A 15,451-nucleotide genomic window follows, 5' to 3' on the forward strand; every position below is an offset into this window, starting at 1 on the left:
CCGGCTACAGGCGGACGGTGTTCAGTTCCTCCAGAACACCTTCCGCGCTGCGGGCCGCGACGGTGCAGGCCCGCGCCGTGAACTGGTCGAGCAACGGGTGCCGTGCGCGTTCACGCCACTTCCGCACCGCGGCGAGCGCCCGCATCCGCTGCAACTCCACGGAGTCGTCGCCGTCGGTGCCCAGTCGTTCCGGGATCTGGATTCCGAAACCGCCGATCAGGCGTTGCAGTTCGGCGACGTCGTCGGCGGGCAGCCCCACCTCGGTGGACCGCAGCCGCCCGAGCAGTCGCAGTTCCTGGAAGCCGTGCACGTCGGACAGCAGTCGTTCGGCCGACATCAGGATCTCGCCCGCCCCCGGCACCGGATGCGCCGTGAGGACCCGCTTGAGTGCGACGAGCGCCGAGTGGGTCTTCAACTGATCGGCCCGCTGCCCGAACTGGATGTCGATCACCTGACGCAGTTCGTCGAGCCCGCTGCGTTCCACCAGTTCGGCCGCCAGCGTCGGCGAGTCCTTGGTGCCCAGCCGGATCAGGGTGACGGCCATCCGGATCCCGAAGAGCCCGAAGCGGTCTGCCAGCTGGGCCCGCATCCGGGCGTCCACGGGAAGCGGGCTGTCCTCCCGTGCGAACCGGTCGGCCGAGAGCATCGCCAGGTTCAGATCGTCCACCGGCACCTCGGCGAGATGCTGGAACGCCGTGAACTCGGCCTGGCGCATCGTGCGGGCCCCGAGCGCCAGCAGACCCGCGACGGGGACGACGGCCTGGCACAGCCCGGTGCGCTCGAGTTCGCCGGCAAACCGGGACGCCACCTCCTTCGCCGACATCATGGCGTCCAGGCGTCCGGCACCCACCTCGTCGGCCCGGGACACGACCCCGACCACACCGAGCGGTCCCGATTCGTCGCCGACGTGGTCGCCGATCTGACCGAGGAACTGGACGTCGGTCGCGTTGAGCGTGCGCAGCAGGTAGACCACGGCGTCGGCGCCGGACGCCTCGTTGTCCGGGGTGAGCATCTCGAGGGTGCGGGCCGAGACGTCCCGGGACAGCGAGGACGTGCCCGGGGTGTCGATGATCGTCGTGTGCGCCAGCGCGGACGACGGCCACTCCACGTCGAGGCGGTCCACCTGGTCGGCGGTGAGGTGACCGAGGTCGAATGTGAGATGTCCGTCGCGGCGCAGCACCGGGACGTTCGCCGAACGCTGGCCGCCGGTGCCCGGGTCGGGCTGGTACCAGGCCGTCACGGTGGGCGTCGACCCGCTCCGGTACCAGGTGACGACGCGGGTGCACTCGGTGGCGTCGGTGGGGGCGATGTCCTGCCCCACCAGGGAATTGAGCAGCGTGGACTTGCCGGCCTTCAGCGAACCCGCCAGCGCCACCCGCAGCGGTTGTTCGAGTCGCCGGGCGCATTCGGTCAGCTGATCCCGGATCTCGGGGCGGCCCGCGTACAACTGCCGGGCGGACGCGATGAGTGCCCGGGCCTCGTGGAGCGGAGCGGCGGTCATGCCGTGACCGCTCCCGCGTCGCCTGCGACGAGTTGCGCGGCCTGCTGCTTCAGCTCGGAGGCGACGTGCAGATCCTTCTCGAGTTGCGCGATGCGGCGGGTCCGCTCGGTGGACTCGAGGTTCGCCGCCTCCTGCGCGGCCCGCAGCGACTCGTTGATCGACCGCAGCGCCTGCTCGGCGATCGCGGTGAAATGATCACGCAGCAACCGCTGGATCGACCGGAGCCGATCCTTCGACTCCTTGCCCACCTGGAAGCTGGCGTCGTCCGCGAACCGGCGGATCGCGGTCTTCGCCTCGGCCCGCCGCTTCAGGATCCGGCTCTCCCGGTCTTCCCGGTACGCCTTGGTCCCCAGCAGGACTCCGGCGCCGATCGAGATCGGATTGACCAGGGCCATCCCCATCATGGTGGTGATCAGACCGAACATGAGGACGCCACCGTAGGACCCGCGCATCCCGACGAGGACCTTCTGCGTGATCCCGATGCGCCCCGCCTCGAGGTCGGCGAGCGAGGCCACGGGTTCGAGGACCCCGTCCACGTCCGCGACGTCCAGGTGCGGCAACTCGACGGAACCCGTCTCCGCGAAGTGCTGCGCCACCACCTCGGCCAGCCACAGCGCCCGGTCGTGGGCCCACACGAAGTTGTCGCCGATCGCGGTGGCGAACTCCTGCTCGAGCCACTGCCCCAGCGCGTCCCAGTCCTTGCCGGGATCGCCCTCGTCGACGGTCTCCTCCGCCTCCCGGGTGACGCGGCGCAACCGGTCCCGCAGGTCGTGGTCGATGTCCGCGGCCAGGTCGGCGATGCCGTCGCCGAGCGTCTGCTGCCACAGCGACGTCTTCTTGTGCAGTTCCTCCGCGGCGGCCTTCGCCTTCTGCAGTTCCGCGACCGCTGCGACGCCCTTCGCCGGATCACGCAGGGCGGCAAGCTCACTGCCGATCCCCAGGGTCAGATGCTCAGCAGCCGACGACACGTCCAGCGACACGGCCCGGCGGGTGTTCGCCTCCGCACGCGCCACCACCCGGTCGCGCAGAAATGCGTACAGCTCGACGAAACCGGATTCGGTGTTGAGTTCCTCGTCCTGCAGTCGCAGCGCATGCGAACGCAACACCGAGGAGATCGGGATCAGGGGAACATCCAGACCGGCGCGTGCGAGGTGCCCGCGATCGGCCTCGACGATCTCGCGCCAGTGCGGGTACAGGTCGGTCTTGCTGATCAGGCAGGCCACCGACGGGCACAGGCTCGTGACCTGGCGGATGAAACCGAGTTCCGGCTCGGTGAATTCCTGGCTGGCGTCGGAGAGGACGAACACGGCGTCCGACGCCGGAATCAGACCGAGCGTGCTCGCGGCGTGCGGGTTGCCCGCGCCGCCGACCCCGGGGGTGTCGACCAGGACCAGCCCGTCGGCGAGCAGCGGGCTCGGGACGTTGACCTCCACCCGCAGCACCTCCCGGCCTCCGGCTCGGGGCGAGGCCGGGGTGATGCCGTTCAGCTCGTCGAGCGGCAGCGGCACCCGGATCGGGTCGGCCCCCGGATCGGCGAGGACCAGTTCCGCCGACGCGGTCTCCGCGTTCTGGACGACGGTGGGGATCGCCGTGGTCTCGTCGTCGCCCACCGAGCACACGGTGAGATTGAGAAGGGAATTCACGAACTGGCTCTTCCCCTGCTTGAGCGGCCCGACCACCACGATCCGCATCCGCGGGTCCTGCACCCGGCTGCGGGCCGAATCGAGGCGCTGCGCCAGGTCGCCGCGACCGAACCGCTTCGCCACGTCCAGGGCCTGCTCGAGCAGTGCCGTCATCGACTGCGACCGGGCTGGACTCTTCTCGGCGGCTGCACTGTCCATGAGCTTCGTTGACCCGCAATTCTTCCGACCTCGTGCGGGCACCTGCTCGGTGCCCCGACACCCGACTGTGTGAAACAGCCCCGCACGCATAACGCGTCCGGGGCTGATTTCGTTACATCGTACGGCGGTCCCGGCCGCCCCGTCTGGGGGATGCCGGAACCGCCGTTTCATCACGGCTCGAGGTGATCGACCACGCCCGTGACGTCGTGCGAGAGGTCCACCGAGGAGTCGGTGTCGCCGAACAGCGAACCGTCGGTGTCTGCGTGCAGGCCCGAGTCGGCGCCGAACGCGTTGTCCGCGTCGATCGACGACCAGGTGTCGGCGCCGGTGTCGACGGCACCGCCCAGGGTGGATCCCAGGCCGCCGGCGATCGAACCGGTGGTGTCGGCGACTGCGCCGCCGACCGCTCCGAGGTCCGCGGAACCGTCCGCGCCGGCGTCCGCACCGGCATCCGCGCCGGCAGATCCGCCACCCGCGACCGAGCCACCGGCGGACGCTGCGCCGTCGAGGGCACCGCCCACTGCGGCTCCGCCGTCGACCGCTCCACCGACGGCACCGTCGAGGGCGCCGCCGACCGAGGTGCCGAGGGATCCGAGACCGCCCACGCCACCGGACAGTCCGGCGCCGAGGTCGGCGGCCGCGTCGGTGGTGGCGTCCAGGCCACCGGTAAGACCGGCGGTGGCGTCGACGGCGCTGTCCACGCTGCCTTCGAGTCCGCCTGCCACGTCGCCGCCGATTCCGGCAGCGGCGTCCACGGTGCCGCCCAGACTTCCGCCGACGTTCGCGGCCGTGTCCAGAGCGCCACCGACCGTGCCGCCCAGGTTGGCGGCCGTATCCAGGGCGCCACCGACCGTGCCGCCCAGGTTGGCGGCCGTGTCCAGGGCACCGCCGAGGTTCGCGTCCAGGCTCGCACCGGCGTCGGCGACCGCGCCGACCGAGGCGCCTGCCTCGCCGACCGCGTCCACGGCACCGCCGACGCTGCCGGTCAGTGCCGAGCCGAGGCCCGCACCGGTTTCGAAGATTCCGCCGAGACCACCGGTGAGGCCGCTGGTCAGACCGGCGCCCAGGCCACCGGCCGTGTCCAGTCCGCCGACCAGGTTGGTTCCGAGGCTGCCGCCCAGGTCCGCTCCGGCGTCGGCAACCGCGCCGACACCCGCCGCGACACCGGCACCGATGCCGGCCGCAGCGTCCGCGCCGCCCGCCACACCGCCGCCGACGGCGCCGCCCACGTTGCCCGTGACGTCAGTGCCGACGTCGAGCAGCCCGCCCAGCGCGCCGTCGATGCCGCTGGTCAGGCCACCCGCGAGACCGGTGCCCGCGTCGAGCGCACCGTCGAGGGCGCCGCCCACGCCGGCTGCGGCGTCGAGTCCGAGGTCGGCGTCCAGAGCGGAGTCGAGATCGAGGCCGCCACCGGCCTCCAGTGCCGTTTCCAGTGCGGAACCGAGGGTCGCGCTGAGGTCGCCGTCCGCGCCGAGGACGCCGCCGAGAGCGGTGCCCAGCGTGCTGCCGATGCTTCCCTCCGCGCCGAGGACGCTGTCGAGGTCGAGGGCGCCGCCGGTCTCCAGCGCACCGCCGAGCACTCCGCCGAGGGCCGCGCCGAGATCGGCGCCCGCAGCGCCACCGGCACCGAACGCGCCGCCGAGCAGACCACCCAGATCGGTCGCCCCGCCGAGGTCGACTCCGCCGTCCGCGCCGAGCACCGCGTCGAGCGCCGCACCCAGGCCTGCGGTGGCGTCACCGTCGACTCCGAGCACTCCACCCAGCGCGCTGCTGATCGTGGTTCCCAGATCGGCACCGGTGTCGAGGACACCGCCCAGCCCGAGGCCGCTCTCCAGCGCGCCGCCCAGGACCGTTCCCAGGTTCGCGCCTGCGTCGCCGCCCAGACCGAGGGCACCGCTCAGCGCCGTGGTCAGTTCCGACGTCAGTTCGCCGCCGAGGCCGAGGTCGCCGCCCAGACCGAGGTCCAGTCCGCCGTCCAGCAGACCGCCGAGGTCGATGCCCGTCACGCCGCCGGCGCCGAGTGCGGCGTCGAGGGTGCTGCCCAGTTGCGTGGCCAGGCCACCGTCCAGCCCGAGGGCGCCGCCGAGGACCGTGCCGAGTGCGGCGTCCAGTCCCAGACCGCTGTCGAGTGCACCGGACAGTGCGCCGCCGAGGCCGCCGTCCAGGTCGAGGGCGCCGCCGAGCAGACCGCCCAGGGCTCCACCCAGGTCACCACTGACGTCGCCGCCGGCGCCGAGGACGCCGCCGAGGATGCCGCTCAGCGCGCCACCGAGGCCGCCGTCGGCTCCGAGCACGGCACCGAGGTCGAGTCCGCCGCCGGCACCGAGCACGGCGTCCAGCGCGGTGCCGAGACCGGCCGTGAGGTCGCCGCCGACTCCGAGTTCGCCGCCGAGCAGACCGCTCAGGGCACCGCCGAGGCTGCCGCCCGCACCGAGGATCGCGTCGAGGTCCAGTCCGCCGCCCAGGTCCGCGATCGAACCGAGCGTCGCGCCGAGCGCGCCGCCGAGGTCTGCGCCGAGGTCGCCGCCCGCACCGAGGACACCGCCGAGCGCGCCACCGAGGACCCCGCTGAGGTCGGTGCCGAGGACTCCGCCGAGCGAACCGGCGACGTCGCCGAGCAGGTCACCGCCGAGCAGGCCGTCGAGGGTCGCGCCCAGTCCGCCGCCGGCGCCGATTGCCGCGTCGAGGGCACCGCCCAGCGAGCCACCGAGACCGGCGTCGACACCGAGCACGCTGCCGAGGGTCGTTCCGAGCACGCCACCGAGGTCGAGGCCGGCACCGAGTCCGGCGAGGATGTCACCGTCCACGCTGCCACCGAGGTCGACGACGCTTCCGAGGGCGGCACCGAGAGCCGCACCCAGCTCGGCGCCGAGGTCGCCGCCGATGGACAGTGCCGGCGCGAGGATCCCGGTGAGACCACCTGCCACGTCGACCACCGGCAGGGCCGTGATCGCCGCGGTGAGGGTGGTGCCGAGCTGGGCCGTCAGGTCGGTGCCCAGACCGAGCACTCCGCCGAGGGCTCCGCTGATCACGGCGCCGAGGTCGAGTGCGCTGCCGAGGTCGAGGCCACCGGTGAGGGAGAGTGCCGCGTCAAGAGCCGCACCCAGCGCGGCACCGAGCTGCGCACCGATCTCGCCGCCGATCTCCAGTGCGGCACCGAGCGCGGCGCTCAGACCGGCCGCGAGTTCCGCGGCGAAGTCGAAGTCGCCGCCCAGGCCGGCGCCCAGACCGAGGCCTGCGCCGGCACCGATACCGACCGCACCGCCGAGGCCGCCACCGAGACCGAGGCCGGCGCCCAGGCCGCCACCGAGTCCGCCGCCGACACCCGCGCCGAGACCGCCTGCGACGTCACCGACGACGCCGGCACCGGCGTTGACGATCGCCGCCAGATCGGCTCCACTGCCCGCGAACAGACCCGACTCCGCGACCAGGGGAGCGACGGAGACGATGTCCGCGTGGCTCACACCCTGCAGGCCGGCAGCGCACAGCGCGTCGGTCGGGTTGGCGCAGTAGGCCGCCGCAGCCTGCTCGTCGCGAAGAAGGCCGAGGATGAAGTCGAGGACGGCGTTGGTAGCCATGGCAATCTCTCCTGTGGTCGAGGTTCGGGGAGTTCGGGTGGCCACCACAACTGCTGTGACGGCGAGTGAAATACACGTTATGGATCGGCGGCCCCCTTCCCAACGGGGCGGCGCCCCCTACTCACCGGCCCCGGTATCGGGGATCTCCCATCGGGGGTCGGGCCCCCGCCGTTAGGGGGTAGGGGGGCATTAGGGGATCGGCCCCGTAACTGCCGTCGACCTGCGCATCGGCGTAACGAAACGGCCGCCGCACGCGACAATTCGAGTGACCACGACGGCCCCGGCCGTCACATACGACGGCGGCACCGTCCGTCTGACACAGGCGGCGTGACGCCCGCCCGGACCACAGGAGTGGAACATGGCTGCAGCGCTCGGCATCGGTGTCGGATCGGTCAACACGGTGGCCGCCGTCGACACGGACGGGGCGAGCGTGACGGATGCCGCCGACCTCACCGTCCTGTCCCGCGCAAGCGTTCTGCACCTCTCCCCCGACCGCGCACCCCTCCTCGGCGGCGACGGCGGCGAACCGGACGCCGTGACGGTGTCCGACTTCGCGAACCGCGTGGGCGACCCGGTCGGGATCCTCACCGACGACGGCTCGACCTACTCCGGCGAAGACCTCGTCGCCACCGCCGTGAGCTGCATCGTGCACGAGGCGGCATCCGGCAGGCACGGTCTCCCGGCCACCGTCGTCGCCCACCCGACCGTCTGGCCGCCGTACACCGTCGGGGTCCTCGCCGACGCGCTCGAGGAGGCCGGCGTCGCGGACGCCACCCTCGTGTCGGAGGCGCAGGCGGTGATGACGTGGCTCGAACGGACCCGCGGCACCCTCGGCGACGCGCTGACCGTCATCTACGACCTCGGCGGCACCTCACTCGACATCACCCTGTTCCGTTCGGACGCACACGGCACGGAGACCGGCGTCCTCGGCAAGCCGGTGCGGTCCGAGGACTTCGGCGGCGCCCACTTCGACCACGCCACCATGCAGTACGTCCTCGGCAACGTCGCCGAGGAGTTCGGCGACATCGACCCGTTCGCCCCCGACACCGTCGCCGCGCTGACCCGCCTGCGGACCCGGTGCACCGCGGCGAAGGAGGCACTGTCCTCCGACACCGAGGCCACCATCGGCATCGAACTGCCCGGCATCTCCACCGATGTGCGCCTCGTCCGCTCGGAACTCGAAGACCTCATCCGCGAACCCCTGCAGGACTCGGTGACCCTGGTCCGCGAGAGCATCCACGCCGCCGGTCTCGAATCCAGCGACGTCACCCAGGTGGTGCTCACCGGTGGCAGCGCCGCCATCCCGCTCGTCGCCGAACTCCTGTCCGCGGAGCTGCGGGTTCCCGTCGTCGCGGCCGAACGTCCGGGCCACACCGCCGCCCTGGGTGCGGCGCTGCTCGCCGCCGACCGGGATGCGGGACGCGCCGCCGCCCCGACCGTCGCGCGGATGCCGGTCGTCGTTCCCACCGCCGCGCCCGCGTCGGCAGCGCCCGCCGCCGCCCCGGCTGTCGAGTCGGACGCCGACACCGTCGTCCTCCCCGCCCGGCCGCCCGCACCGAGACCCGTCGACCCCGCCCCCACCGGGATGTCGCGCAAGAAGAAGGCCGGGATCATCTCCGCGTCCGTCGCCGCCATCGCCCTGCTCGCCGCGGGCGGGCTGTCGCTCGGCACGGCCTTCGACGTCGCACCGGCGTCCAGTTCGGGTTCGACCACCTCGCAGTCGTCGGGCACGTCGGCGGGTGCGGCCGCCACGTCCGGTGTTCCGGCGGAGGCCGCCGCGACGGGCGCCGTCGCACCCGGCACCGAGGCCGCGGGTGTCGCCGCCGCGACCGGGGTTCCCGGCACCGCGGCCGGCGTCGCGACTCCGGTCGCCGCACCCGGCACCGTCCCACCCGGCACCGTCGCACCTGCCGCGGCCCCACCGGTTGCCGCGGCGCCCGGCACCGCCCCGGCCCCCGCCGCCGCGGCGCCTGCACCGGCACCGGCACCCGCTGCTCCCGCACCGGCACCTGCGCCCGCTCCGGCACCGAGCGTTCCGTCCGACGGCGGCGCCGCGATCGCCAACACCATCGTCGGTGGTGCCGGCGCGGTCGGCGACACGGTCACCGGGGTGGGCGACACGGTCGGCGGCGTCGTCGGCGGAGTCACCGGACTGGTGCCCGGCGTCCTCGGCAACGGCGGATAGAGCGCCGGTGTCCTCGCTGCCCTCACCGCTTCCTCCCACCGAACTCGCGGACCTCGACGGCCCGCAACTCTCCGCTCTCGCACTGGTTCTGCTCGGCAGCGACCTCGACGAGACCGTGGTCGCCCGGGTACTCGATGTCGAACCCGACCGCGCCCGCGCCGCAGTCGACGCGCTCCGTTCGGACGGCTGGGTCGACGAACGGGACACGCTGGTTCTCGATCGCACGCATCTCACGACGACGCTCGGCGAGAACCGCCTGCACACGCTGGCCCGCCGCCTGCTCGCCCATCACGTCGACGGCGGAACGCTCACGCTGCCCGTCGCCCGCGCGGTGGCCGCGACCGGCACACCCAGCGACGAGCTGAGCCAATTCCTTTGCGCCCAGGCCGAACTCGCCGAACCGGCCGTCGCCGTCGCGTTGTACGCCGAAGCCGGACGGGTCGGCAGGCTCCGCGACGGCGCCGTCGTCGCGCATGCCGAGGCGAGCGCCCTGAACGGTGACCTCGACACCGCCGTCGGCCTGGCCGATTCCGTCCTCGAACGATCCGCGACCGTCGACGGTCCGGAACTCGCTGCGGCCGTGCGCATTTCGGCAGCGGGCGCCGCGTTCTGCGGCATGATCGACCGCAGCGCCGAACTGTATGCCTGGCTCGGTGCGGACCGGGCGGGCGCCGACGCCTCCGTCGCCGCCTCCGTCCTCGTGGTCGCGGGCCGGCTCGACGACGCCGAAGCCGTCCTCGCGACGAGCGCTGGCGCACCCCCCACCGCCGCCACCGCCGGCGCGGCCCTCGTCGCGACCGGACTCGTGCAGTCGGTGTCCGCGTCCGCGAATGCGGCACTGAACTCACTGACCCGCGCCCTGTCGCTGCCCGGCCGCGCGTCGCGGCCGCGGATGCTGCCCGACTCCCCCGCCGCGATCACCGCCCTCGCCGCACTCCACTGCGGCGAACTCGCCCACGCGGACGCCGTCCTCATCCGCGCCCGGGACGCTGAGCGCCCCGGCAGTGTCACCGCGAACCGGCACCAACTGCTCACCGCGTGGACGTCGATGGTCCGCGGCGACCTCACGTCGGCGCAGTCCCGGCTCGACGGTCTCGACGCCGCGACGATGCACCAGCGCGATCTGCTGTTCGTCCACGGCCTGCGGGTTGGGCTGGCGCGGCGCACCGGCGACAACGCGGCGCTGCTCCAGGCGTGGGCGGGCGCGCAGGGGGTGCTCGCCGAATACTCGGTGGACCTGCTGAGCCTGCTGCCGCTCGGCGAACTGTGGCTCACCGCGATCCGCGTCGGCGAACCCGGCCGGATCACCCACCTCGTCGAGGACGCCCGGTCGTTGCTGCGGACCCTCGGCGAACCGGCGATGTGGGGATCGGCCCTGCACTGGTACGGCGTGCAGGCCTCGATCCTCGCCGAATGCCCCGCCGATCTGATGCCGCACGCCCGCGCACTCGGTGAGGCCGCCAAGGTCAGCCCGTACGCGTCCGGGCTCGCCACCGCCGGTCGCGCCTGGCTGCGCGTGCTGCAGGGCGACATCGACGCCGCCTCCGTCGAGGACGCCGCCCGCACCCTCGACCGGATCGGCCTGCCGTGGGACGGCGCGCGCCTCGCCGGTGAGGCCGCGCTGCGCGCCTCCGACACCAGGGTGGCGACCACCCTGCTGCAGGTCGCGCGGGCCCTGCGCCAGCCGACGTCCGCCGGCAACGGCGCCGACTCCGCGGTCGTGCCGAGCCCGAACACCCCGGGGTCGCTCACCGACCGCGAGGCGGAGGTCGCCGACCTGCTCGTCCAGGGGCTGACGTACCGGGAGATCGGGTCGCGCCTCTACATCTCCGCGAAGACGATCGAGCATCACGTCGCCCGGATCCGGCGGCGACTGGGCGCCGGGTCGCGCTCGGAACTGTTGTCGATGCTGCGTGCGATGGGCCACGGGTCTGCGGCTTCGCCACCCGTGAGTACTTCTTAACCGCCGGCGGTTAACAAGTACTCACGGGTGCCGGATGTAACCATTCGACCGCGGGAGGCGACACACTGTGCACATGGTGCGATGATGCACCCCTCTGAACCGTGCCAGTAAGGATCTTCCATGACCACCGGAGTCGGACTCACCGTCGGCGATTCGGTTTCCACGGCGGTGGTGACCGCTTCCGGAACCGACGTGAGGACGATCGAACACCCGTCCGTCCTGTTCACGGCCCCAGACGGCACCGTGCAGCTCGGCGACCCCGGCACGGAGTCGACGGGCGCCGTCCGCGACTTCCTCGCACGCGTGGGCGAGCCCGCGGGCATCGAGTACGCGGGTTCCCTGACCCGCGCCGAGGACCTCGTCGCGACGGCGATGTTCTGCCTGTTCCGGGAGGCGTCGGACGGACTGTCCGGGACGGTGAAGGTCACCGCGACCCATCCGTCGGACTGGGCGCCGGAGATCGTCACCAAGCTGCGTGAATCGCTCGATTACATGGGTCTGGGCGAGGCGACGCTCATCCCGGAGTCGGTGGCGCTCGCCGCGTCGCCCGAGTCCCCGGCCCACGGCGCGGCGCTGCTGGCGGCCGGGTTGGCGTTGACCGACGAGGACACGAGCGCCGACACGGAGTCGATTCCCGTCGTCGAGGCCCCGCTGCACACCGCGTATTCCGCCGTGACGGCGGTGCCGGCGGCCGCTGCTGCTGCATCCGCGGACGCGTTTCCGTCGGCCGAGACCGAGGCGTCCACTCCGGCGAGCACGCCGACCGCACCCGCCAAGCGCCCCGACCGTCGGCCGCTGATCATCGCCGGCGTCGCCGCGGCCGCACTGGTGGTGGCCGGTGGGGCGGTCGCGTTCGCGCTCACCGGCAACGGCAGCACCGCGGTCCCGTCGATCCAGGACGCCCAGACCGCGGCGGTGACGACGACGACCACGCGACCCACACCGGTCGCGCCTGCGGTGTTCCCGACGGCGAGCACGCAGGAGGTGGCCGTGACGACGGAGGTGGAGGCCCCGATCCCGGTCGCTCCCCCGCCCGCGCCGGTCGTGACGACATCCGTGTTCCCGCCCCCGCCCCCGCCGACGACGACGACCACGACGACGACGACGCCGGTGATCACCCTTCCCTCGATCACCACGGTCCCGCAGACCACCACGACGACGACTGCCGCAACGACCACGACGACTTCGTCGGAGACGACCACCACCACGACGACGCAACCGCTGGCCGCGACCACCACCACGACGACTCCGGTGCGGCCCGCGCTGAAAACGCCAGGTCAGTGAGGCTTCGATCACACCTCCCGGACAGGTCGACCCGTCCGTAGCTTAAGGTGGGGCGCTGATACCCACCCCAGAAGGAATCCTCAGTGAACGGATTCCGTGCAGAAGGGATTTCATGCGTAACGTGCTGGCGCACCGCGCCGCTGTTGTAGGCGCCTCGGCAATGCTTCTTCTCTTTCCGTTTTCCACTGCCGCCCAGGCCGACCCTGTTACGCAGCCCGACACCACGCAGCTGAGCGCCGACAAGTTGCCGGCCGAACTCGTCGAGGCCATTACCCGCGACCTGAAGATCAGCCCGCAGGAATACCTCGACCGCGCCGCGAAGGCACAGGAGCTGGGTAGTTACGCCGCGGACTTCCGGGAGGAGCATCCGGACGACTTCGCCGGGGCGTGGATCGGCCTCGACGGCAACCCCGTCGTCGCGGTCACCACGAACGAGGCCGCCGACGCCGCAGCCAAGGCCGGGTACGACACCCGCATTGCGCCGGTGTCCGCGAACGGCCTGGAGAAGACCCTCTCCGACGTGAACGGCTGGATCGCGGGACTGCCGAAGGACGTGGCTTCCCAGGTCAACTCCGCGTCGATCGACGTTCTCGACAACCGCGTCGTCATCGATGTCGTCAACAGCCCCGTCGGCCAGGCGCTGAACCTGCCGACGCTGCTCGCCAACGTCAAGGTGATGCTGAGCCCCGGCGGCGGCGGTCCGGTGGAGCGGGGTCCCCTCGCCGGCGACACGTACATCACCACCGCGGGTGAACTGCCGAAGACGCCGATCTCGGAGATCTCCGTCTGCTCGCTCGGCTTCAACGCCGTCGACGACAGCGGCCAGGCCGTCAACATCAGCGCCGGGCACTGCAACCCCGTCGAGGGCCAGCCGTCGCCGGTGTTCCTCCCCAACCATCAGAACGTCGACGACAGCCAGCAGATCGGCGCGTTCTCGAAGTCGTCGGTGGGTAACCCGGCCGACAAGCTCGACTACTCGGTGATCAAGCTGAACGACGCGGGCGTCAAGGCCGGTCTGGACCGTCCCGCGGTGCGCGGCGCGAACGGCACCACCCTGGAGATCACCGGCACCGCCCGTCCCGTCGTCGGCGCCCCGATCTGCAAGTCGGGTCAGACGTCGTCGTTCACGTGTGGTGTGGTCGCCGCCGATCACGTCGAGACGCAGTTGTTCGTGGCCGACGGTTCGAGCCGCGTGATCAACGGTTTCGCGGGCACCGCCTGCACTCTCGCGGGTGACAGCGGCGGCGCCATCGTCACCGGCACCCTCGCGCTGGGCATCACCAGTGGTTCCAACGCCGCCGGCGCCCCCAACTGCACGGAGGCGAACCTGGTGCTGGCACCGGAGGGCGGCACGGCCAGCCTCGGCATCCCGGTCGCGGACATCGTGGACACGGTCGGATCCGGGATGCACGTGCGCACCATCTCCGACTAGTTCGCCACCGCTTTCACCCTGCGCCCGGTGCCCGTTTCGTCACGGACACCGGGCGCAGGTGTGTGTACGGCAGGGTGCCGCGACGGTCCGGTGTCCGCTTTGTCCAGCTGCGTCGCCCGCCGAGAGTGTTACAGGTGGGAATAGACGGGGCGAACCCATATAGTCGACTCCGACTGTGTACGGCCTTACCCGTCAGGGGGGTCGTATTCGCGTGCGCCCGCGAGGCAACTGCGAACAAACAACATAGAAAGGCCCCCATGCGAAGCTCCATCGCACGTCGTGCCGCCGTGTTCGGCTCCGCCGCGCTGCTGCTCCTCGGTCCGGTCACCGCCTCTGCTCAGGCCGATCCGGTCGAGCCGGGAGTGTCCGGCCAGGCCGCCAAGCTTCCCGCGGAACTGATCGACGCAATTTCGCGTGATCTGTCGCTGAGCCCGGATCAGTACCTGGAGCACGCCGAGCTGGGCCAGAAGCTGGCCGAGTTCGCGAAGATCGCCCGCACCCAGTTCCCGGACGCGTTCGCCGGAACGTGGCTCGACAACGCAGGCACCCCGATCGTGGGGCTCGCCGACGGCGCCGACAAGGAGGCCGCGGTCGCCGCGGCCGACAAGGCCGGCTTCCAGGTGAAGGATGTGGCACAGAGCGAGAGCAGCCTGCAGGCGCAGGTGAAATCGCTCGACGGTTGGCTGGACACCCAACCGCCCGCGGTCGCCGATCTCGTTCGCGGCGTCGCCATCGACATCGTCAACAACGATCTCGTGCTCCGCGCCGACAACGTGGGTGGGTTGCAGCTTCCGGACTTCCTGAAGGGCGCCCGCGTCGTGCAGTCGCCTGCGACGGCCGCTCCGCTGCCCTCCACCGACCTCACCCCCATCGCCGAACCGCTGCCCGCCGACGCCCTGCTGGGCGGCGACGCGTACGGCTCGCTCGGCGGCGGAGTGGGGCTGCGCTGCTCGCTCGGGTTCAACGGCACCGACGGGTCGGGCCGGCCCGTGAACATCACGGCAGGGCACTGCGACCCCAACCGGGGCGCTGCAGGCACCTCGGAGGCCTCGGAGGCATTCTCCCTGGTCCAGGGTGGCACCGGTCCGCGGATCGGCACGTTCGCCAAGACCAGCCTGGACATCCACGACTACTCGATCATCCGGGCCGACGACGACGCCGCCCGACGGTTCGAGAACAACGGCGTCCGGGTGCCCGGTGCGGCGCCGGTCGCGATCACCGGAACCGCCGACCCCGTCGTCGGCGCCCCGGTGTGCAAGTCGGGTCTGACGACCGGCTTCACCTGCGGTCGTGTCACGTCCGTCGCGCAGACCGTCGCGGTCGGTGAGCGCACGCTGGCCGACAGCTTCTCGACGAGCATGTGTGCCCTGCAGGGCGACAGCGGCGGCACCATCGTGACCGGCACGCTGGCCCTCGGCATCTCGAGCGCCTCCAACGTCGGGCAGTACCCGATCTGCCAGGTCGCGGACGTCGTCACGTTCGTCCTCGGCGAGAGCCCCGAGTTGTTCGCGACGCCGATCAACGAGGTGCTGGCGGAGAACCCGGGTCTGCGCGTGCGCACCTCGTAACGCACCCACCGACGACGACGGCCCGCTTCCCTTCGGGGAGGCGGGCCGTAGTCGTCTGTGACGGATCACGACGAGCTTTGCGTCAGTGCGACATCGGCG

8 protein-coding genes are annotated in these 15,451 nt (G+C 72.2%); 5 read left to right on the top strand and 3 right to left on the bottom strand.

The genetic code is table 11. The annotated features are described in order from the left end of the window. Positions 1-4: 4 nt before the first annotated feature. From JWS13_RS14165 to JWS13_RS46080, 3 genes are all read right to left on the bottom strand, one after another. On the bottom strand, positions 5-1,501 hold the full coding sequence (locus tag JWS13_RS14165; protein WP_206006097.1) for a dynamin family protein: 1,497 nt from the start codon (positions 1,499-1,501) through the stop codon (positions 5-7). Beyond that, positions 1,498-3,342, bottom strand: coding sequence for a dynamin family protein (locus tag JWS13_RS14170; protein ID WP_206006099.1), 1,845 nt, complete (start codon positions 3,340-3,342; stop codon positions 1,498-1,500). The genes JWS13_RS14165 and JWS13_RS14170 overlap by 4 nt, the downstream gene beginning before the upstream one ends. Before the next feature lie 170 nt (positions 3,343-3,512). After that, the gene (locus JWS13_RS46080; protein WP_206006101.1) at positions 3,513-6,920 is read right to left on the bottom strand and encodes an IniB N-terminal domain-containing protein; all 3,408 of its coding nucleotides are present in this window, start codon (positions 6,918-6,920) and stop codon (positions 3,513-3,515) included. 358 nt (positions 6,921-7,278) lie between these two features. Between JWS13_RS46080 and JWS13_RS14180 the strand changes: the two genes are divergently transcribed. The 5 genes from JWS13_RS14180 (at position 7,279) to JWS13_RS14200 (ending at position 15,352) form a co-directional block, all read left to right on the top strand. Further along, positions 7,279-9,105: an Hsp70 family protein gene (locus tag JWS13_RS14180; protein ID WP_206006103.1), complete on the top strand. Its 1,827-nt coding sequence runs from the start codon at positions 7,279-7,281 to the stop codon at positions 9,103-9,105. Between the two features lie 7 nt (positions 9,106-9,112). Continuing rightward, the gene (locus JWS13_RS14185) at positions 9,113-11,068 is read left to right on the top strand and encodes a LuxR C-terminal-related transcriptional regulator (RefSeq protein ID WP_206006105.1); all 1,956 of its coding nucleotides are present in this window, start codon (positions 9,113-9,115) and stop codon (positions 11,066-11,068) included. A gap of 120 nt (positions 11,069-11,188) precedes the next feature. Beyond that, positions 11,189-12,352: a hypothetical protein gene (locus tag JWS13_RS14190; protein ID WP_206006107.1), complete on the top strand. Its 1,164-nt coding sequence runs from the start codon at positions 11,189-11,191 to the stop codon at positions 12,350-12,352. A gap of 112 nt (positions 12,353-12,464) precedes the next feature. Then, entirely contained in the window at positions 12,465-13,784 is a 1,320-nt protein-coding gene (locus tag JWS13_RS14195) for a S1 family peptidase (RefSeq protein ID WP_206006109.1), read from the top strand. Positions 13,785-14,041: 257 nt separating this feature from the next. Then, on the top strand, positions 14,042-15,352 hold the full coding sequence (locus JWS13_RS14200) for a S1 family peptidase (protein WP_206006110.1): 1,311 nt from the start codon (positions 14,042-14,044) through the stop codon (positions 15,350-15,352). Positions 15,353-15,451 lie beyond the last annotated feature (99 nt).

This window comes from Rhodococcus pseudokoreensis, from assembly GCF_017068395.1.
GTDB classification, from domain to species: domain Bacteria; phylum Actinomycetota; class Actinomycetes; order Mycobacteriales; family Mycobacteriaceae; genus Rhodococcus_F; species Rhodococcus_F pseudokoreensis.